Source organism: Actinoallomurus sp. NBC_01490 (genome assembly GCF_036227085.1).
Lineage (GTDB): Bacteria > Actinomycetota > Actinomycetes > Streptosporangiales > Streptosporangiaceae > Actinoallomurus > Actinoallomurus oryzae.
Genome location: NZ_CP109433.1, coordinates 3,410,449 through 3,430,099, shown reverse-complemented (window position 1 = coordinate 3,430,099; position 19,651 = coordinate 3,410,449). Strand labels below are relative to the sequence as shown.

Here is a 19,651-nt window from a genome sequence, read left to right as displayed (position 1 = left end):
CGATGCCGGAAACGAAGACGATCCGCATCCTGCTCGCCGATGACCACACGCTGGTACGGCGCGGAGTCCGTCTCATCCTGGAGGGCGAACCCGATCTGCGCGTCGTCGCCGAGGCCGGTGACGGAGCCGAGGCGATCGAGATGGCGCGTACCCGGGAGATCGATCTGGCCATCCTGGACGTGGCGATGCCACGGCTGACCGGTCTGCAGGCGGCACGTGAGATGTTCCGGTCGCGTCCCGAACTGCGCGTGCTGATTCTCACCATGTACGACAACGAGCAGTACTTCTTCGAGGCGCTCAAGGCCGGCGCCGCCGGATACGTCCTCAAGTCCGTTGCCGACCGCGACCTCGTCGAGGCGTGCCGGGCGGCGATGCGCGGCGAGCCGTTCCTTTATCCCGGCGCGATCGCCGCTCTCATCCGCAAGTACCTGGAGCAGCACCAGCAGGGCCGAACACCGGGCAACGCGCTCACTCCACGCGAAGAGGAGATCCTCAAGCTCGTCGCCGAAGGTCACTCTTCGAAGGAGATCGCCGACATACTCGTCATCAGCGTGAAGACCGTCGAGCGGCACCGCGCCAACATGCTGCAGAAACTCGGCATGAAGGACCGCCTGCAACTCACGCGTTACGCCATCCGCGCGGGACTGATCGAGCCCTGATGCCCGGCCACCGGAGCGGGAGCAGTCTCAGCCGGGAAGTTCGGTGATGCCGAGGGAGAAGTCCAGGTTCCTCATCCCGTGGTTGGCGAGGCCCACCGTGACCACGCCCGCTCCTTCCAGCCAGTGCGCCATTTTCAGGCCGCCGACGTCCAGCGGGCGCAGCCCGAGGCTCTCGATGAACGCCTCCACGCTTGCCTTGGCCTGCGCATTGTCGCCGGCGATGAAGACGTCGGGCCGGCCCTTCTCCAGGACATGACGGAAGATGGTGTTGAACGCCTTCACCACGCTGGCGCTGGCCGGGGCCGCCTTGGCGACTTCCTGCGCGATCGAGGTCTCCTCGCGGTGGGCCAGCCCGTCGAACGTGGAATTGAAGGGGTTGCTGATGTCGACGATGACCTTGCCCGCGAGAGCGTCTCCGTACTGGGCGACGACCGGCACGACACCGTCGTACAACAGGGCCACGATGACGATGTCCCCAGCCGGGGCGGTGCCCCATTCTCCCGTCGTGGCGCCGCCGCCGAGAGCCTTGGCCAGGTCAGCGGCCTTGGACTGATCGCGGCCCATGACCTCGACGGTGTTGCCGCCCGCTACCGCCCGCGCGCCGATGGTGCGGGCCATGTTCCCCGTGCCGATGATGCTGATGCTGCTCATGAGATGTCCTGCCTGGTTGTGCGTTGTTCGGTTCAGATGGCGGTGGTGCCGCCGTCGGCGACGAGTTCCATGCCGTTGACGTAGCTGGAGTCGTCGGAGGCGAGGAAGAGGGCGGCGGTGGCGATCTCGTCGGGCCGGCCCATCTGGCCGCGGGGGATGAGGGACTCGAACTGGCGCTTGGTGGCCTCGTCGAAGAGTTCTTCCTGCTTGGCGGTGGCGACCTGGCCGGGGGTCAGGACGTTGACGCGGATGCGGCGGTCCTTGAGCTCGTTGAGCCAGACGCGGGCCCAGGCCTGCTGGACGGCCTTGCTGCCGGCGTAGACGCTCCAGCCGGGGAAGGCGCCGAGGGAGGCGTTGGAGCCGGTCATGAGGATGGAGCCGCCGTCGTTGAAGAGCGGGAGGGCCTTCTGGACGGTGAACAGGGTGCCGCGGGCGTTGAGCCCGAACCAGGTGTCGAACTGGGCCTCGGTGATCTCGCCGAGCGGGGCGGGCTCACCCCCGCCTGCGCTGGCCCACAGCACATCGAGACTTCCCTTCTCCCGCTTGACGGTGTCGTACAGGCGGTCCAGGTCGTCCAGGTCGGCGGCGTCGCCCTGGACGCCGGTGACGTTGCGGCCGATCTGCTTCACGGCCTCGTCCAGGGCCTGCTGGCGGCGGCCGGTGATGAAGACGTGCGCTCCCTCATCGACGAACAGCTTCGCGCCGGCCAGCGCCATGCCGGTGGTGCCGCCGGTGATGACCGCTACCTTGCCGTCAAGCTTTCCCATAGTCGCTCCTTTAGGTGGGTGGTGCCGTGCGCACCTGGGGCGACGTCGTTATGTACACCGCCCTGTGTGCTTACGGTACGGGGCGGGCGGCCGGGACGCAAATATGTACACCGACCGTTACCCAGCTTCGGTACGATGGACCCATGACGGAGTTGGGTAAAGGCCCCACGGGCCGCCGCCGCGGCCGGGGCGCCCGCGAGCGCATCCTCAGTGCGTCCCAGCAGCTGTTCCGCGAGCAGGGCATCAACCGCACCGGCATGAACGAGCTCTGCGCGGCGGCCGAGGTGTCCAAGCGCACGGCCTACCAGCACTTCACCGGCAAGGACGAACTCGTCGCCGAGTACCTGCGCCGGTTCGACCCCTCCGTTCTGTCCGGCGTGTTCGACCGCACCGACCTCACGCCCCGCGAACGGCTCCTCGCCGCCTTCGACGTCCCTCCCACCACCCCTCTGTGCCCCTACATCGCCGCCGCCGTCGAACTCCACGACCCCCAGCACCCCGCGTCCCAGTACGCACGCGACTACAAGAAAGCCGTCGCCGCGCGGCTCGCCGACACCGCCCGCGAAGCCGGCGCCGCCGACCCTGAACAGCTCGGCGAGCAACTCGCACTGCTCATCGACGGCGCCGCGGCACGCACCCGGGTCCTCAACGCCGACGCCTTCCCCACCGCCGCCGCCATCGCCGCCGTCCTCATCGACAACGCCATCCCCGCCACGGCCGGCGATGACCGGCAGCCGGAGGAAGTGTCAAGTTAACGTGGCACTCCGCGGCCGGGCTGGACGCACTGCCGGTGGCGCGGCCGCACCCGCTGGACGCGGCACCAGCCGCCCGGCACCTGGCCCGGCTTTGACGAAACCGGCCGCCCGCCCACTGAAGGCCAGACGGACTTATGCGATCAGCCGTCTGTTCGAACCGGCGGCGCGTCAGCGCCCTGGGCCGAAGGCCAACAGGCGGGCAGCCAACACGACGGAACCGGCTCAGAGGTCAGCCGCGACAGCACCACTCCGTCAGGCCGTTTCAGTCTCCAGCGCATGATGAGCGGGGGCAGTCGAACTACTCAAGCGCGCCTTGAGACGCCATCGCCTCCAAGCTGCCACATCTCATAGTTCCCACATTCTGCCGTGACCTCGGCCGTCGACTGAGCCGCAGTCACGAAGTCATCTACGACCGACGAGGTGTGCGATGCCGCCACCGCGAGGCACACCTGGTCGGGCGCCAGATCCGGGATGGGCACATAGACGACGTCCGGATGCGAGTAGAACACAGACGCCGAACGGGCCAGGAAGGAGATGCCCCGCCCGGCCGCGACCTGCTCGAGGGTCTCGTCCACCCCGCGCACCGGGTACCCGGCATTGGGGAGCGGGCGCTTGGTGGGCTGCGTGCTCGGGTCACCGTGCCAGACCAGCGGTTCGCCGGCCAGGTCGGCCTCGGTGACCTCCTCCTTGCCGGCAAACCGGTGTCCGGCGGGCAGTACCGCTACCCGCGGCTCGGTGTACAGCGGGATGACGCGCAGACCGGTCTCGTCGATGGGCAGCCGCACATAGCCGACGTCGATGCGGCCGTCGAGCAGCATCGCGGCCTGCTCGTCCCCTTCGATCCGCTGCACGTCCACGACCACGTCCGGGTGCCGGTCCTCGAACGAACGGGCCGCCGGGATGACTGCGATACCGGCCCGGAAACCGACCATCAGCCGCCGCTTGCCCCTGGCGGCCGCGGACACCCGGCGGCGGACCGCGTGGGTTGAGGCGAGCAGCGGACCTGCGTCGGCCAGCAGTTGCCGGCCCGCGTCTGTCAGCTCTACGCCGTGGCGATTCCTGGTGAACAGCGAGGCACCGAGATCCTGTTCGAGCGCGCGGATCTGCCGACTGAGCACCGGCTGTGCGATGTGAAGCTCATCGGCGGCGCGGCCGAAATGCAGCCGGTCGGCCACGGTGACGAAGTAACGCAGTTTGCGCAGATCCAGATCCATGGACCCTCCCAGCCTGGTGATGCCTTCAAGGTATCACCGCAGCTTCAAGAGGTCTTGGACACCCACTCAGACCCAATGGCAGCCTGAAAACAGGTGCTCAGGGCGCCGATGTGAATTCGGTCCAAGAATTCGCCACTGGAAATAGACAGCAGGGTCCAGACCCGGAAAGCAGGAACACCGATGAGCAGCATCAGCATTATCGGCCTGGGGACCATGACCCGCGCCATAGCCACCCGCGCGGTCGAGGGCGGCAACGCCGTCGAGGTCATCGGCCGCGACGCGGTCAAGGCGAAAAACCTGGCCGCCGAGCTTGGCGGCGGCGCCACGGCCGGGACATTCGGCACCCCCCCGGCCGGCGACCTCGTCATCCTCGCCGTGCCCTACGCCAGCGCCGTGCCGGTCGTCGCCCAGTACGGAGACGCGCTCGCCGGCAAGGTCATCATCGACATCACCAACACCTCTAACCCCGACGCCACCGGGCTGGTCACCCCCGACGACACCTCTGGTGCACAGGAGATCGCCAAGGCCGCACCGGCGAGCGCGCAGGTCGTGAAGGCGTTCAACACCGTCTTCGGCCACATCCTGGCCCAGGGCGGCCGGCTGGACGTGCTTCTCGCCGGCGACGACGCGCGGGCCAAGGCGAACGTCTCGGCGTTGATCGAGACCCTCGGGCTGCGCCCGCTGGATGCCGGCGGCCTGGAGGTAGCGCGCTGGCTGGAAGGGGCGGGCCTGGTGATGATCAGCCTGGCCCGCCACGGCGTGGGGAACTTCAACTTCTCCCTTGGCGTCAACCTCGCCGGCTGAGCACGCCCGCACCACCACTTCTCGCGTCACATCACGTACGCCGATCTGCGACGCGAAAAGCAGCCTTCCACCTCCTCTCGCAAGGAACAGCAGCATGCGCGTTTTCGTAACCGGCGGGACCGGCCATTCCGGTTCATACATCGTCCCCGAGCTCATCGCCGCCGGGCACGAGGTCACCGGCCTGGCCCGGTCGGACGAGTCCGCGGCGGCACTGTCCGCGCTCGGCGCCAAGGTGCGTCGCGGCGACATCCAGGACCTCGACGGGCTCAAGGAGGCAGCCGCCGACTCCGACGGCGTCATCCACGTCGCGCACAGGCAAGACCTGCTTCCCTCCGGCGGGATCGACGCCGTGGCCGCCGCGGAGCTCCCCATCATGCTCGCCTACGGCGAGGCACTCGCGGGAACCGGAAAGTCGTTGGTCGCGGCGGGAAGCATTGGCTCGCCCGGGCAGCACCTGGGCCGACCGGCCACTGAGGAGGACCCGGCCCTTCCCGCCGGCGATGAGCACAAAGGCACCCTGCGGGCGCGCAACGTCGTGGAAACCGCCGTCGTGGGCCTCGCCGAGCGGGGAGTGCGATCTTCGGTCGTGCGGTTCGCCAACATCGCGCACAGCACGACCGATCGCGCCGGCTTCCTCGTACAGCTGATCGCGCTCGCGAAGGAGAAGGGCTTCGTCGGCTACCCCGGAGACGGCACGAACCTGTGGAACGCCGTGCACGCCCGCGATGTCGCCTCCTTGTTCCGCTTGGCGCTGGAGAAGGGGCCGGCCGGCAAATACTGGCACGCGGTTGCGGACGGGGCCATCCCGCTCCGCGAGATCGCCGAGGCCATTGGCAGCCGCCTCGGCCTACCCGCCGTGAGCATTCCCGCGGACGAACTGATGGTGCCGGGATACTTCGGGTCCCTCGCGAACATCGTCACGCAGACCTACCCGGCGTCCAACCTCATCACCCGCCAGACCCTCGGCTGGGAACCCACCCAGCCCAGCCTGCTCGCCGATTTGGACAACGGCCACTACTTCCCCGCCAGCTGATGGCAGGGACCCGAATCGCAACGAGTCTGGCAAATGACAAGGAGGGAGGCGGAGAATATGACAACTGTGGGATTCGTCGGAAGCGGCGCCATCGGCACCACCATCGCGCGACTCGCCGTCGGGGCTGGGCATCAGGTCGTGCTCAGCAACTCGCGCGGTCCCGAAACCCTCGCGGACACGGCCGCGGAACTGGGGCCGCGGGCGTCCGCGGCGACCAGCGGGGAGGCCGCGGCGGCCGGTGAGATCGTCGTGGTCACGGTGCCGGTCAAGGCTTTCCCCAACCTGCCTGCCGCGCCACTGGCCGGGAAGACCGTCATCGACACATGTAACTACGGCCCCGAGCGTGACGGGCACATCCCCGACCTCGAGAGCAAGTCGATCACCTCGAGCGAGCTGCTGCTGCGCTACATCCCGGGGGCCATGCTCGTGAAGGCCTTCAACAACATCTTCTTCAAGCACCTGCTGGCACTCGCCCGCCCGGCGGGGGCGACCGACCGCTCGTACCTGCCGATCGCCGGGGACTCCGCGCCGGCGAAGGCGGCGGTGACCGAATTCATCGAATCCATCGGGTACGGCGTGGTGGACGCGGGACGGCTGGCCGATGGCTGGCGGCAGGCAACGGGCACGCCGGTGTGGGGGACCCCGTACGGGCCGTACTCGAACGAGAAGGGCCGGCCGGTCGGCGAGGACGCCATCCGCGCGGCACTGGCCACCGCAACGCGGTAACCGTCGATTACCGCGGACCGTGATGTGATCCGGCCGTGCCATGCCCCGCCCGGGGAATACCGGGCGGGGCTTATTTCGCACGCAAAGGCATCGAAGGTCGTCGGGGGCGCGGCGACGGTGAGATACAGGTCGGCGAACCCGACGCCGACGACGCGTACGCCGAAGCGCTTTTGCCGACGGCGGCGATCTCGCCGGTGTCGTTGGTGAAGTTCGGCGGGCCGGTCCACCCGCAGACGGCAAGCGCGTCTGCGCCGCTCGCGGCAGCCACGAGCCCCAGGCGCATGGAAGGGTCGCAGTCGGGCAGCATCTCGGCGTAGGTGTCGGCGGCGATGTCGGGGTCGCCGGTGAACGCGGGCGCGGGCGCCCGGCCGGGCCGGCGCTGCCCGTACGGCGCGGTGAGCGGTCCCTCGTCCTCTTCGTCGTCGAGGTCTTGGGCGTTGTCCTCCCACCATTCGGCGAGCAGGGCGGCCGGGTCGTGCCGGCCGGGCGGGGAGATCGCCCGCAGGGAGAGTTCCCCGGAGCACCAGGGCCGGAAATCGCCCTCCTTGGAGGAGTTCAACGCGCCGAGCAGCAGCGGCCACAATCCGGTGTAGTCGTGTTCGGCGCGGATGGCCGCCCATAGGCGATCGGGTGCCGGGCCGTCGCTGATCCACAGGACTTGCGTGCCGCCTTCGGCGTGGATGAGCCGCCCTGGAGGCAGGGCCGCTGGTCTCTGCCGTTGATGCCATCCGCGCTCGGTTTCCGGCTGGGACAAGGACGTGCGACAGGGGCAGGGCGGTGCGGAACCGGCGTCCGGATCGGTAACTCGGCGCCGCGATCTTTTGGGCTCCTGAGGCGAAGCATCGCACGCCTACGGCGCGCTGTTCCCTCTTCGTTCCCCAGCAGGCCCAGAGACGACGAAAGCGGGGTCTCGTCAGAGACTCCCGCCGCAGGTCAGACGCTGTGCTGGGGTACCAGGACTCGAACCTAGACTAACTGAACCAGAATCAGTCGTGCTGCCGATTACACCATACCCCACGGGCCGCGAACCCCTGGTCCGTAGCGCCTCAGCGAGTTTAGCGGACATTCACCACTCCTCGCGAACGCACGGCGGCGGGCGTCTCATACGTCCCGTGGGACCGCCGGAAGCGCCGCGGTGGTCGCCACTCGGGCTACTCTCCCCCCTGTGGAACGTTCGGGGGGTTTGTCGCGGGGCAGTGCGACCTGGCTGCTGTACGCCGTCCTCAGCTGTTTCGGCTTCCTCCTCAACGGGCTCGGTGCCATCCTCGTGCCCCTTCAGAAGGATCTTCGGGTCGGCCGGGACCAGGTCGCCTTCTACCCCACCCTCTTCGCGGTCGGGCTGCTCATCGTCGGGGTGTTCGGGGGTGTGCTGGTCGGGTGGGTCGGCCGGGCGGTGACGCTGCGGCTGTCCATCGGCGGGATGATCGCCGGTGGGCTGCTCCTGGCGACCTCGCAGCAGGCGCTCACGCTCCTCGGCGCGCTGCTCATCGGGGTCGGCGGGGCGCTGCTCATCCAGCTGATCCCCGCGCTGCTGTCCGCTCTCCACCCGCACGCGCCCGCGGCGGCGGTCGGGGAGGCGAACGGGCTGGCGAGTGCGGCCTCCGTGCTCGCTCCTCTCATGGTGGCCGGGGCGCTCGCGACCGGGATGGGCTGGCGGGCCGGGTATCTCGTGGTGCCGCTCCTCATGCTCGTCCTCGTGCTGGTGCCCGCCTGGCGGGTCCCGTTGCCGGCGGCCGAGGCACCCGCGCACGACGCGCCGCGCGCCGACGTGCGCCGGCTCATCGGGCCCTGGGTCGAGGTGCTCTTCGCGGTGAGCGTGGAGTTCTGCATGGTGTTCTGGGCGGCCTCGGCGGTCACCGAGTGGCACCACGCGTCCGACGGCCTGGCGCCGGCGGTGGCCGACCTGTTCCTGGTCGGCATGGCGACCGGGCGGTCGCTGGCGGTGCCCATCACGCGGCGGCTCCCCCGCGATCGGCCGCTCATGCTCGTGTGCGCGGCCGTGGCCGCGGCCGGGTTCGTCCTCTTCTGGGCCGCGCCCACCCTGCCGCTGGCCGGTGCCGGGCTCGCGGTGACCGGGCTCGGGGTCGCCCTCCTCTACCCCACGACCGTCAGCCGTACGGTCGCCGCCTGGCCGCACGCGCCCGACCGGGCCGCCGCGCGCGCCGCGCTCGCCTCCGGCGTGGCGATCGGCGGCGCGCCGTTCGTGCTGGCCCATCTCGCCGACCTGACCGGGCTGCGCACCGCCTACCTCATCGTCCCGGTGCTGCTGGCCGCCCTCGTCGCCCGTACGCTCACCGCGCGCGGCGCCTAGCCCAGCACCAGTTCGGCGTACCGCTTCTTCATCGTCGCGACGACCTCGTCCGGGTCGGCGGCCCACACGTCGGCGTTGAAGATCTCCACCTCGATGTCGCCGGTGTATCCGGCGGCCTCGACGGCGGCGCGCAGCGGGCGGAAGTCGATCACCCCGTCGCCCATCATCGCCCGGCCCAGCAGGACGTCCGACGGCAGCGGGTCGAGGAAGTCGCACACCTGGAAACTCGCGATCCGTGATCCCGCGCGGGCGATCGAGGCGAACACCTCCGGGTCCCACCAGACGTGGAAGCAGTCGACCACCACCCCGACCTCCGGCGGCGCGAGGTCGAGCGCCTGAGCGAGCGTCGACACCACCGACCGGTCCGCGCAGTACATCGGGTGCAGCGGCTCCACGGCCAGCCGTACGCCGCGCTCGGCCGCGTACGGCACCAGCTCGGCCAGCGCGCCGGCCACCTGGTCGCGGGCCCCGGCGAGGTCGCGGGACCCGGCGGGCAGCCCGCCCGGCACCAGGACGAGGCAGGCCGCCTCCAGGACCGCCGCCTCGTCGATGGCCCGGTGGTTCTGCTCGCGCCAGTCCGGCCCGCTGAAGAAGCCGCCGCGGCACAGGGACGAGACGCGCAGGCCCGCGGAGCGTACGAGCGCGGTGGTCGCCTCCAGGCCGTGGTCGGCGACGTGCTCGCGCCACAGGCCGATCGCCTCCAGGCCGTGGCGTACGCAGCCGTCCACGGCCTCGGCGACCGACCAGCGCCGCGTCGTCCACTGGTTCAGCGACAGGCGGTTCACAGTACTCCGGCGGTGGTGAGGAAGGACCGCATCCGGCGTACGGCAAGGTCCGGGTCGGGCAGCAGGCCGGCCTGGTCCGCGAGCCGGAACACGTCGGTCAGGTGCAGAACCGACCGGGCGCTCTGCGCGCCGCCCACCATCACGAACGCGTCCTGGTGGCCGGCCAGCCAGGCGAGGAAGACCAGGCCGGTCTTGTAGTGGTAGGTCGGCGGCTCGAAGATCTTGCGGGCCAGCGGCAGCGTGCGGTTCAAGATGTCGTCGTAGTCGCCGGTCTCGCCCCGGTCGAGGGCGGCCAGGGCCGCGGACGCCGCCGGGGCGATCGCGTCGAAGACGCCGAGCAGCGCGTCGCTGCCGTCCTTGATCAGCGAGGGATAGTCGAGGTCGTCGCCGGTGTAGAGCCGTACGCCCTCGGGGAGCGCCTCCCGCAGCCGCGTCTCGCGTCCGGGGTCGAGGAGGGACACCTTCACGCCGTCGATGGCCGGGGCGTGCGCCTTCACCAGGTCCAGGAACGACGACGTGGCCTCATCGGCGTCACCGCTCCCCCAGTATCCGGCCAGCCTCGGGTCGAACATCTCCCCCAGCCAGTGCAGGATCACCGGCCGCGACGTCTGCCGCAGCAGCCTCCCGTACACCTCGTGGTAGTCCTCCGGGCCGCGGGCGGCGGCGGCGAGCTGCCGGCTGGCCATGAGGATCACGCGGGCGCCGGTCTGCTCGACCACCGCGACCTGTTCCTCGTACGCGTCCGCGATCGCCGCCGGCGAGTCGGCCTCCGGCGCGTGGTCGGTGCCGGCGCCGCAGGCGAGCAGGTCGTACGGGTCGCCGAAGGCCTTCGCCTCGGCCGCGCTGCGGCGGACGAGCTCACGGGTCGTGTCCCAGTCGAGGCCCGCGCCGCGCTGGGCGGTGTCCATCGCGTCGGCCACGCGCAGGCCGCAGGACCACAGATGGCGGCGGTAGGCCAGCGTGGTGTCCCAGTCGAGGCTCGCCGGCGCCGGCTCCGCCAGCGGGTCGGCGACGACGTGCGCGGCCGCGTACGCGACGCGTGAGGTGGGCAGGCCCTCCGCCCGTGGCCAGGCGTACGGGCCCTTCAGCTCGTACGGCTCCAGCGCCCCTCCCGGTGCGGGGAGAAGGAGGAAGCGACGACCCGGCCGGCGCAGGACCCGGTTCTCACGTGTGATCATCGAGCGTCTCCAGTTCGATTCGGCGGCCCTCCGCCGAGGATCGCAGGCCCGCCTCCGCGACGTACACCCCACGGGCCCCGGCGCCGAAGTCGTGCGGGAACGGCGCGTCCTCGACGACGTGCCGGACGAACATCTCCCACTGGACCTTGAACGCGTTGTCGAAGTCCTCGTTGTCCGGAACCTCCTGCCACTGGTCGCGGAAGCCGTGGTTCGCGGGCAGGTCGGGGTTCCAGACGGGCTTCGGCGTCGTGCCGCGGTGCTGGACCCGGCAGTTGCGCAGGCCGGCCACGGCGCTGCCGTGCGTTCCGTCGACCTGGAACTCCAGCAGCTCGTCGCGGTTCACCCGTACGCACCAGGAGGAGTTGATCTGTGCGATGGCCCCGCCGTCGAGCTCGAAGATGCCGTACGCCGCGTCGTCCGCGGTCGCGGTGTACGGCTTGCCCTCCTCGTCGGTGCGTTCCGCGATGTGCGTCACGGCGCGTGCGGTCACCGCGTCGATCCGGCCGAAGAGGCCTTCCAGGACGTACGTCCAGTGCGGGAACATGTCGAGGGCGATCCCGCCGCCATCCTCGGCGCGGTAGTTCCACGACGGGCGCTGGGCCGGCTGCCAGTCGCCCTCGAACACCCAGTAGCCGAACTCCCCGCGTACCGACAGGATCCGGCCGAAGAAGCCGCCGTCGACGAGCCTCTTGAGCTTGCGCAGGCCGGGGAGGAAGAGCTTGTCCTGTACGACGCCGTTCTTGACGCCCTTCTCCCGCGCGAGCCGGGCCAGCCGGAGCGCGCCGGTGAGATCCTCGGCGGTCGGCTTCTCGACGTAGACGTGCTTGCCGGCCTCGATCGCCTGCGTGACCGCCGGGACACGCGCCTGGGTGACCTGGGTGTCGAAGTAGATCTCGGCGTCCGGGTCGGCGAGGGCCTCGGGGAGCGAGGCCGTCCAGTCCTCGATCCCGTGCTCCTCGGCGAGGGCGCGCAGCTTGGCGGGGGTCCGCCCGACGAGGATGGGCCGCAGCAGGACACGGCCGCCGTCACCGAGCGGCACCCCTCCCTGCTCGTTGATCGCCAGCACCGACCGCACGAGATGCTGACGATGCCCCATCCGGCCGGTGACGCCGTTCATGATGACGCCAAGGGTGCGTGTGGTCATCAATGACCTCTTCAGCGTGAGGGAAAGCGCTTTCCGCGCCACCGTACGCAGGCGGCAGGCAGCGTGTCCAGATCATCCGTCCACCCCGACTGGCCCCAAGGTTCCGTCGACACCGCCGGTCCCGTATGGCCCGTCTACCGCTCCAGTCCCCTAAGACCCCTGCACACCGTCAGTCCAGGGCGTCCCGCCGGGCGGGCGCCCGTCGGACATCAAGATCACGACTTACCGACATTCGCCCCCGCGGGCCGGCGGGCGCGACAGCATGGCCGTCATCAGCGGCTTCGGCGCTGACGCAGATGGCGTCCGACGACCCCCTGGAAGAAGAAGCTCGTGCACATACGCTCCACGCTGACGCGCCGCCGCCCCAGTGTGCCCTCGATCTTCGCGTGGGCGCAGTTGGTCACGGCGGCCACCGGCCTCGTCTGCGCGGCCGCGCACGCGCTGCGGAAACAGGAGTTCCCTCCCCTGCTCGGGCAGTGGGACCGCTTACCCGTCCCTCTGGTGATCACCGCTTCGGCGGCCGCCACCGTCGTCTTCATCATGCGTGGCCACCCCGGTCGCGCGATGACGGCGGCGAGCCTCCCGCTCGCGGCGCACCTGCTGGCGACGGTCTCCCTCCTTCCCTTGTCCGAATGGCTTTCGCTGGGCTCCTGGGTGCGTCAGGCGCTGACAGCGCCGATCGCGCAGGCGCGGATACGGCCGGCTCCGGTGCTGTTGACGATCAGCGACTGGCTGTGCATGGCCGCCATCGCCCTCGGCGCCGTGGTAGCGGCGGGCCTCGCCGGAACGGCGCGGCATCGGGAACGACCCTCACCGGTTCGACCGGGAGCACCGGCCATGATCGCGGTCACGTCGGTCTTCGCGATCGCCGCGTACTGGGCAGGCGAATGTCTCCTGGCCAAGGGAGGGCCGTCGGGCTGGACCGAATCGACGCGCCCGGCATTCGTCGCGCTGGCCGCCGCGGCGGTCACGGTGCTGATCGACGTGCACACCCGCTGGGCCGCCCGTGAGGGCATGACCACTGTCGCGGCGGCGTCGGCGGGCGTGTCCGGCGTGGTGCTGATCCTGCCGCTGGCGTGGCAGCTGTGGCCGGTGGCGCAGCGGTGGCTGGGGCACCCGCCGCGCACCCATTACATCGGTGTAGGGATGGTCGGCATCGTCCGCCGGCAGGGCCTGGCGGAAGGCATCTTCTCCCTGAGCTCGGCGCTGATGCGGGTGGCGGTCGTGCTGGCAGCGCTCACCGCGACGCACCGCGCAGCCACCGCCCGCAAACCGGCCACCCTCGGCCCCCGAACCTGAACACGGCGAACCGCACCCAGACGCGCCCGACGCTCAGGACGCGAGTGGCTCGCGGCTGTGAGGGGCGCTCTCACCATGCCAGGTCCAGGTGAGAGGGCCCCTCACACGAACTGAGGACCGCCGCGTTGGCCGCGTTGAGCGCGCTCGCCGCGTTGAGCGCGTTGGGAGCGGGGCTCAGGACAGGGCGGTGGCGGCCTTTCGGAGGCGGGCTAGGGTGCGGTCTCGGCCGAGGACCTGCAGGGACTCGAACAGCGGGAGGCCGACCGTGCGGCCGGTGACCGCGACGCGGATCGGGGCCTGGGTCTTGCCGAGTTTCAGGCCGTGGGCGACGCCGACCGCCTCCGTGCGGGACTTCAGCTCTTCGGCCGTCCAGGGCGCGTCGGTGTAGGTCTCGATGGCGGCGGCGAGGATCGCGGCGGCGGGCTCCTTCATCGCCTTGTTCCACGATGCCTCGTCGATCTCGGGCTCATCCAGGAACGCGAAGTCCACGATGGCCGTGATCTCGGACATGACCGCGACGCGGGTCTGGGCGAGCGGGGCGAGAGCGGCGAAGACGTCCTCGTCGTACTGCTCCGGCGTCCACGGGGCGTGCGGGGCGACCAGCCACGGACGGCAGCGCGCGATGAAGTCGGCGAGCGGCAGGGCGCGGATGTATTCGCCGTTGAACGCGCGCAGCTTCTTGACGTCGAAGAACGCCGGCGACGGGTTGACCTCTTCGAGCCGGAACTCCTCCTCGATCACGCTCCACGGCACGATCTCGCGGTCGCCCGACGGGGCCCAGCCCAGCAGCATCAGGTAGTTGCGCATCGCCTCGGCGAGGTAGCCCTCGGCCTGGTAGTCCTCCAGCGCGACCTTGTCGCGGCGCTTGGAGAGCTTCTGCCGCTTCTCGTTGACGACCACGGGAACATGCGCCCAGATCGGCGGCTGCGCGCCCAGCGCCTCCCACAGCATCTGCTGCTTGGGGGTGTTGGACAGGTGCTCCTCCGCGCGGATCACGTGGGTGATGCCCTGGGTCATGTCGTCCACGACGTTCGCCAGCATGAACAGCACCGAACCGTCGCCGCGGGCGATGACGAAGTCCTCGATCGTGGCGTTCTCGAACGCGGGCTTGCCACGGATCAGGTCGATGACGACCGTCGTGCCCTCGTCGGGGGTGCGGAAGCGCAGCGCCCGGCCCGGCGCGGCCTGCAGGCCACGGTCGCGGCAGTGCCCGTCGTAGCCCTTGTAGGAGTCGCCGGTGCGGGCGATCACGTCGTCGCGGGTGCAGTCGCAGAAGTACGCGCGGCCGGCGACGCGGAGACGCTCCACGGCCTTCCGATGCTCGTCGGCGTTGGCCGACTGGAAGAACGGGCCCTCGTACTGGTTTTCGTCGATGCCGAGCCACGCGAGCGCCCGGATGATCCCCTCGGTCCACTCGGGACGGTTGCGGGAGGCGTCGGTGTCCTCGATGCGCAGCACGAGAGTGCCGCCGTGCTGGCGGGCGTACAGCCAGTTGTGCAGCGCCGATCGCGCGCCGCCGACGTGGAACATGCCGGTCGGCGAGGGCGCGAAGCGCACGCGGGGCTTGTCGTTAATCACGTGAGATCACCCGGTTGGTGAGCGTGCCGATGTTCTCGATGGTGACGGAGACCTCATCATCGACCTCCAGCGGGCCGACGCCTTCGGGCGTGCCGGTGAGGATGACGTCTCCGGGGAGCAAGGTCATCACCTGAGTGATGTACTCGATCAGCTCGGGGATGCGATGCAGCAGCTTGTCCGTACGGGAGGCCTGACGGGTCTCGCCGTTGACGGTCGTGGTGATGGCGAGGTCGGACGGGTCGAGCTCGGTCTCGATCCACGGGCCGAGCGGGCAGAACGTGTCGAAGCCCTTCGCCCGCGTCCACTGGCCGTCCTTCTTTTGCAGGTCGCGCGCTGTCACGTCGTTGGCGCAGGTGTAGCCGAGGATGACCTCGGCGGCCCGCTCCGCCGGCACGTCACGGCACAGGCGTCCGACGACCACGGCGAGCTCGCCCTCGTAGTCGACGCGCTCGGACAGCGACGGATAGACGATCGCCTCCCGCTGCCCGATCACGGACGTGGACGGCTTCATGAAGATCAACGGCTCCGCCGGCGCCTCGTTGCCCATCTCCTTGGCGTGCTCGGCGTAGTTGCGGCCGACCGCGATCACCTTGTTGGGAAGGATCGGCGCCGTCAGCCGTACGTCGGCCAGCGGCTGGCGCTCCCCCGTGAACTGGATCTCGCCGAAGGGATGGGCGGCCACGGTGGCGATGGTGTCGTCGTCCTCGACCACCCCGAAGGACAGGTCGCCGTCTTTGGTGAACCTCGCGATACGCACGAGACTGAGGCTATCGAGCCCGGGAGGCCGACGTCGCAACAGTGGGCCGGTTGTGGATGACCGCGGTCACCGTACGAAGGCGCAGGGCGTGCCGTTGAAACGGCAGTTCGTGGGCATACCCGGACGCCCCGAGCCGCCGAACCGCACCTCGAACTCGTCGCCGGGGGCGATCGGCTCGGCGGTCGCGGCGTTGACGATCGCGACGTTCTGCCCCGTCTGCCGCAGGACGACCTCCCACGCGTTGTGGACGTCGGCGCCGGGATAGGTGAACGTCAGCGTCCACGAACGCAGGGGCGTCGCGCCGCGGTTGACGAGCGTGACGGTGCCCTCGAAGTAGCCGGTGTCACGTTCGACGGTGCGGTAGCGGAACCGAGGCGCGGCGGCCTTGCTGCTCGTCTCGCGCGGACAGAACTCGCCCGCGCACCCGGCCTGGGGATGAGAGGCGCCGCCGAGCCGCCCGAACGCCAACGCGATGACCCCGGCGACCACGACCGCGGCGCCGGCCGCGACGAACGCCATCGTCGTACGGCGCGGTCCCGTCCCGGACGGAGGATCGCCCACGGGGCCGCCGGGCGGACCTCCCGGCGGTCCGGCGTGCGGACCGCGCGGCGTACCGGCCATGGCCATGCCGGCCGGGCCTCCGCCGAGAGGACGGGCGGCAGGGCGGCCCGGGGACCCCGCGGCCGAGCCGGGACCGTTCCCATGGTCGGCGGAGTCCTGCTGAGTCCACCCGCCCCCGCCGGACGATGGTAGATGCCCACCGGGCGACGGCTGCGCACCGGACGGCGACCGCACGCCGGGCGGGAGGTGCTCACCGGACGGCAGCGGTCCGCCGGGCGGGAGGTGCTCGCCGGACGGTGGATGTTGGGCGGACGGCAGGTACTCGACGGGCGGCTCGCCGCGTGACACCCCGGTACGCCCGCCGTACCGGGGCGCCGACTGGTCGTGCTGCGTCTCCGGGGTCGTGAACGGGGCCACGACCGCGTCCCAGGGGCCGGACCGGCTGCTCGGCGTCTCGGGGAGGTCACTCGCGGCCTCGGGAACGGCTCTCGCCGCCTCGGGAAGGTCGTGGCCGGGTACGGGCAGTTCGCGGGTGAGCATCGGCAGGTCGGGCGGTGCCCCGGCGGTCTCCGGCGGGGCGGGCACCTCGCGGGTACGCGGCTCGTCCTCCGGCTGGGCGGAGCCACCGCCGGCCGGTGCGGCGGCGACGGTCTCGCCGACCGGCATCTCCTGCGTCGGCGCGGCGTTCCCCGGCCACCCACCCGCCGGGGCCGGTGGCGCTCCTCCGGTCGCCGGCGCGTCGGTCTCGTGTCCGCTGGAGGATTCGTGGTCCGGCCGGACCCAGGGGGCTTCCGGGTCGCCCGGAGTGTTCGTCACCGTGTCACCGTCTTCCGGTCTCTACCGACATCTCCGGACTTCGACGGCGACACGGCGCGGACGGTTTCACCTCACGAGCGGACGGTTGAGCGGGGGCGCCCCGGCGGCGATCGGAGTACGTGCAGTGCCTCTCAGGCCTCGATGGGGCGGTCAAGGGCCCGGCAGGCGGCCACGTGCTGCTGGCGCTCCAGCAGGGCCATGACGGACTCCATCGCCTCCTGGTCGCCGGAGCGCGTCGTCAGCCGCCGGCTGGCCTCGGCGATCAAAAGAAGCTCGATATCGCGGTCGTACCGCAACCAGTGCTGAGAAGTCTGCAACTCCGACACATCCCCCGGATCAACGAAAGCAAGTACTCGCGACGCCCCCAGCGCCACAGGAGGAAGAGTCTGCCGTCAGACATTTCCGCCCCGCCACTTATTTAGCATCCTTCGCTGAGGAAACTCACATCCGCGCCGACCTGCACGTGCAGACGCACGTGTTCCACCACCGAAACACCCCGACGACCCCCAAATTGGACATTTTCTCTTCATTGGCTCTTCATAACCACCGCACAAGACACCCCTCATCCGCAGCGGAGACGGAGCGCGCGACAATGCCCTCATGAGCGTCGTGAAGATCAACGTCCTGACCGTTCCGGAGCCCATGCGCGCCGAGCTGGAGCGCCGGTTCGCCGGGCGGGCCGGTCTCGTGGAGAACGCCGAAGGCTTCGAGGAGTTCGCCCTGCTCCGCCCCGCCGGCGGCAACGACCGCTACCTGGTGTACACACGCTGGCGGAGCGAGGAGGACTTCCAGCGCTGGACCGAAAGCCAGTCGTTCCAGAAGGGCCACGAACAGGCACGTGCCGATGCCGAACGCGACGCCCCCGAAGGCCACGGCCACGGACACGGGCACGGAGGCCCCGCGGCGACCGGCTCCGAGCTGTGGTCCTTCGAGGTCGTCGAACGCGCCACGCCCAAGGACTGATCACGCCGGCCGCGGCGGAACCCGTACTCAGGCCGGTGAGTGGCCGGCACGCAGGAGGCAGTACGTCACCGACTCCTCCAGGGCGTCCCAGGACGCGGCGATCACGTCGTCCTGCACGCCGACGGTGCCCCACTCCCCGGTCGAGTCACTCGACTCGATGAGCACCCGCGTACGCGCCTCCGTACCGTGCGTACCCTCCAGGATGCGGACCTTGTAGTCGACGAGCTCCAGTGCGGACAGCTCGGGGTAGATGCGTTCGAGCGCCAGCCGCAGCGCGCGGTCGAGGGCGTTGACCGGGCCGTTCCCCTCGCCGGTGGCGACGATCCGCTCCCCCTTGGCGTACAGCTTGACGGTGGCCTCGCTCATCAGCGAGCCGTCGGTGCGGCGCTCGACGATGGTCCGCCACGACTCCACGGTGAAGAACCGGGTCCGGGCCCCCTCGACCTCCTCGCGCAGCAGCAGTTCGAAGGACGCGTCCGCGGCCTCGAAGGTGTACCCGGAGGCCTCCAGCTCCTTGACCCGCCCGACGACCTGCTTGGCCTTCTCACCGGACAGCTCATACCCCAGCTCCCGGCCCTTGAGCTCCACCGACGCCCGGCCGGCCATGCTGGAGATCAGCATCCGCATGTCGTTGCCGACGAGTTCGGGGTCGATGTGCTGGTACAGCATCGGGTCGACCTTGACCGCCGAGGCGTGCAGCCCGGCCTTGTGCGCGAACGCCGAGGTCCCGACGTACGGCTGCTGCGACGACGGCGCGACGTTCGTCACCTCCGACACCGCGTGCGCCACACGCGTCATCTCTCCGAGCCGGACGCCGAGGTCGTACCCCCGCTTGAGCTGGAGGTTCCCGACCACGGTGAACAGGTTGGCGTTCCCGCTGCGCTCGCCGTACCCGTTGGCGCATCCCTGCACATGCGTCACTCCCGCGCTCACCGCCGCCAGCGTGTTGGCGACCGCACAGCCGCTGTCGTCGTGGCAGTGGACGCCGAGGCGCGCACCGGACTCGGCGACGGCGCCGACCACGTCGGCCAGCTCGTCCGGGAGCATCCCCCCGTTGGTGTCGCACAGTGCGACCACGTCCGCGCCGGCCTCGGCCGCCGTCCGTACGACCTCCAGGGCGTACGCCGGGTTGGACCGGTAGCCGTCGAAGAAGTGCTCGGCGTCGAGGAAGACCCTCTGGCCCTCCGCACGCAGGTGGGAGACCGTGTCGCGGATCATCGCGAGGTTCTCCTCCAGGGTCGTACGGAGGGCCAGCTCGACGTGCCGGTCGTGACTCTTGGCGACAAGGGTCACGACCGGCGCGCCGGACTCGCGCAGCGCGGCCACGAGTGGGTCGTCCGCGGCCTTCGCGCCGGCCCGGCGGGTCGCGCCGAACGCGGCGAGCTGCGCGTGCTTGAGATCGAGTTCGGTCCGGGCGTGCCGGAAGAACTCGGTGTCCTTGGGGTTGGCGCCGGGCCAGCCGCCCTCGATGAAACCGACACCCAGCTCGTCGAGATGACGTGCGATGGCGATCTTGTCGGCCACAGAGAGGTTGAGGCCCTCCTGCTGGGCCCCGTCACGAAGCGTGGTGTCGTAGACGTGGAAGCCGTCGTCATGCATGGGGTATCGAGTCCTTTGGGATACGAGAGGCGCACTGCTCCGAAAAGCAAA

20 protein-coding genes and 1 tRNA gene are annotated in these 19,651 nt (G+C 70.4%); 8 read left to right on the top strand and 13 right to left on the bottom strand.

From position 1 onward, the window contains the following. Positions 1–2: 2 nt before the first annotated feature. Positions 3–659 carry a response regulator transcription factor gene (locus OG417_RS16430; protein ID WP_329256324.1) on the top strand — a complete coding sequence of 219 codons (657 nt, stop codon included), beginning with the start codon at positions 3–5 and terminating at the stop codon, positions 657–659. A 27-nt stretch (positions 660–686) separates the two neighbouring features. Here OG417_RS16430 and OG417_RS16425 read toward each other — a convergent pair whose 3' ends face one another. Then, positions 687–1,310: an NADPH-dependent F420 reductase gene (locus OG417_RS16425; RefSeq protein ID WP_329256322.1), complete on the bottom strand. Its 624-nt coding sequence runs from the start codon at positions 1,308–1,310 to the stop codon at positions 687–689. Positions 1,311–1,342: 32 nt separating this feature from the next. Continuing rightward, positions 1,343–2,077 carry an SDR family NAD(P)-dependent oxidoreductase gene (locus OG417_RS16420; RefSeq protein WP_329256320.1) on the bottom strand — a complete coding sequence of 245 codons (735 nt, stop codon included), beginning with the start codon at positions 2,075–2,077 and terminating at the stop codon, positions 1,343–1,345. A 143-nt stretch (positions 2,078–2,220) separates the two neighbouring features. On the opposite strand from OG417_RS16420, the gene OG417_RS16415 reads away from it, so the two are divergent. Beyond that, positions 2,221–2,832: a TetR/AcrR family transcriptional regulator gene (locus OG417_RS16415; protein WP_329256318.1), complete on the top strand. Its 612-nt coding sequence runs from the start codon at positions 2,221–2,223 to the stop codon at positions 2,830–2,832. Between the two features lie 302 nt (positions 2,833–3,134). On the opposite strand, the gene OG417_RS16410 is transcribed toward OG417_RS16415, so the two are convergent. Then, on the bottom strand, positions 3,135–4,046 hold the full coding sequence (locus OG417_RS16410; RefSeq protein ID WP_329256316.1) for a LysR family transcriptional regulator: 912 nt from the start codon (positions 4,044–4,046) through the stop codon (positions 3,135–3,137). A 180-nt stretch (positions 4,047–4,226) separates the two neighbouring features. Between OG417_RS16410 and OG417_RS16405 the strand changes: the two genes are divergently transcribed. From OG417_RS16405 to OG417_RS16395, 3 genes are all read left to right on the top strand, one after another. Further along, the gene (locus OG417_RS16405; RefSeq protein WP_329256314.1) at positions 4,227–4,850 is read left to right on the top strand and encodes an NADPH-dependent F420 reductase; all 624 of its coding nucleotides are present in this window, start codon (positions 4,227–4,229) and stop codon (positions 4,848–4,850) included. A 94-nt stretch (positions 4,851–4,944) separates the two neighbouring features. Next, complete coding sequence (locus tag OG417_RS16400; protein WP_329256312.1) at positions 4,945–5,883, top strand: SDR family oxidoreductase; 939 nt, start codon at positions 4,945–4,947, stop codon at positions 5,881–5,883. Positions 5,884–5,940: 57 nt separating this feature from the next. Beyond that, a complete protein-coding gene (locus tag OG417_RS16395; RefSeq protein ID WP_329256310.1) occupies positions 5,941–6,609 on the top strand; it encodes an NADPH-dependent F420 reductase in 669 nt (222 codons plus the stop codon). 70 nt (positions 6,610–6,679) lie between these two features. Here the strand turns inward: OG417_RS16395 and OG417_RS16390 are convergent, their stop codons facing one another. Both OG417_RS16390 and OG417_RS16385 read right to left on the bottom strand, forming a co-directional pair. Further along, positions 6,680–7,363, bottom strand: coding sequence for a hypothetical protein (locus OG417_RS16390; protein ID WP_329256308.1), 684 nt, complete (start codon positions 7,361–7,363; stop codon positions 6,680–6,682). A gap of 191 nt (positions 7,364–7,554) precedes the next feature. After that, positions 7,555–7,626, bottom strand: a tRNA-Gln gene (locus tag OG417_RS16385). A gap of 148 nt (positions 7,627–7,774) precedes the next feature. Between OG417_RS16385 and OG417_RS16380 the strand changes: the two genes are divergently transcribed. Next, a complete protein-coding gene (locus OG417_RS16380; RefSeq protein WP_329256306.1) occupies positions 7,775–8,920 on the top strand; it encodes an MFS transporter in 1,146 nt (381 codons plus the stop codon). On the opposite strand, the gene OG417_RS16375 is transcribed toward OG417_RS16380, so the two are convergent. Genes OG417_RS16375 through OG417_RS16365 form a run of 3 tightly spaced genes read right to left on the bottom strand, consistent with a single transcriptional unit; the run spans position 8,917 to position 12,027 of the window. After that, positions 8,917–9,705, bottom strand: a complete 789-nt coding sequence (locus OG417_RS16375; protein ID WP_329256304.1) for a sugar phosphate isomerase/epimerase family protein — start codon at positions 9,703–9,705, stop codon at positions 8,917–8,919. The genes OG417_RS16380 and OG417_RS16375 overlap by 4 nt on opposite strands. Next, positions 9,702–10,883 (bottom strand): dihydrodipicolinate synthase family protein, encoded by a 1,182-nt coding sequence (locus OG417_RS16370; RefSeq protein WP_329256302.1) that lies wholly within the window; start codon positions 10,881–10,883, stop codon positions 9,702–9,704. The genes OG417_RS16375 and OG417_RS16370 overlap by 4 nt, the downstream gene beginning before the upstream one ends. Continuing rightward, positions 10,870–12,027 carry a Gfo/Idh/MocA family protein gene (locus tag OG417_RS16365; protein WP_329256300.1) on the bottom strand — a complete coding sequence of 386 codons (1,158 nt, stop codon included), beginning with the start codon at positions 12,025–12,027 and terminating at the stop codon, positions 10,870–10,872. Before OG417_RS16365 ends, OG417_RS16370 begins: the two co-directional genes overlap by 14 nt. A gap of 330 nt (positions 12,028–12,357) precedes the next feature. On the opposite strand from OG417_RS16365, the gene OG417_RS16360 reads away from it, so the two are divergent. Continuing rightward, positions 12,358–13,326, top strand: a complete 969-nt coding sequence (locus tag OG417_RS16360) for a hypothetical protein (protein ID WP_329256298.1) — start codon at positions 12,358–12,360, stop codon at positions 13,324–13,326. Between the two features lie 174 nt (positions 13,327–13,500). Here OG417_RS16360 and gltX read toward each other — a convergent pair whose 3' ends face one another. The 4 genes from gltX to OG417_RS16340 form a co-directional block, all read right to left on the bottom strand. Further along, a complete protein-coding gene (gene gltX, locus OG417_RS16355; RefSeq protein ID WP_442875692.1) occupies positions 13,501–14,904 on the bottom strand; it encodes a glutamate--tRNA ligase in 1,404 nt (467 codons plus the stop codon). Beyond that, entirely contained in the window at positions 14,897–15,661 is a 765-nt protein-coding gene (locus tag OG417_RS16350; protein WP_329256295.1) for a fumarylacetoacetate hydrolase family protein, read from the bottom strand. Before OG417_RS16350 ends, gltX begins: the two co-directional genes overlap by 8 nt. A 66-nt stretch (positions 15,662–15,727) precedes the next feature. Beyond that, positions 15,728–17,038 carry a cellulose binding domain-containing protein gene (locus OG417_RS16345; RefSeq protein ID WP_329256293.1) on the bottom strand — a complete coding sequence of 437 codons (1,311 nt, stop codon included), beginning with the start codon at positions 17,036–17,038 and terminating at the stop codon, positions 15,728–15,730. A 131-nt stretch (positions 17,039–17,169) separates the two neighbouring features. Further along, positions 17,170–17,355: a hypothetical protein gene (locus tag OG417_RS16340; protein ID WP_329256291.1), complete on the bottom strand. Its 186-nt coding sequence runs from the start codon at positions 17,353–17,355 to the stop codon at positions 17,170–17,172. Positions 17,356–17,638: 283 nt separating this feature from the next. Between OG417_RS16340 and OG417_RS16335 the strand changes: the two genes are divergently transcribed. Further along, positions 17,639–18,001, top strand: a complete 363-nt coding sequence (locus tag OG417_RS16335; protein WP_329256289.1) for an antibiotic biosynthesis monooxygenase family protein — start codon at positions 17,639–17,641, stop codon at positions 17,999–18,001. Between the two features lie 27 nt (positions 18,002–18,028). On the opposite strand, the gene cimA is transcribed toward OG417_RS16335, so the two are convergent. Further along, positions 18,029–19,600, bottom strand: coding sequence for a citramalate synthase (gene cimA, locus OG417_RS16330; RefSeq protein ID WP_329256287.1), 1,572 nt, complete (start codon positions 19,598–19,600; stop codon positions 18,029–18,031). Positions 19,601–19,651: the final 51 nt, after the last annotated feature.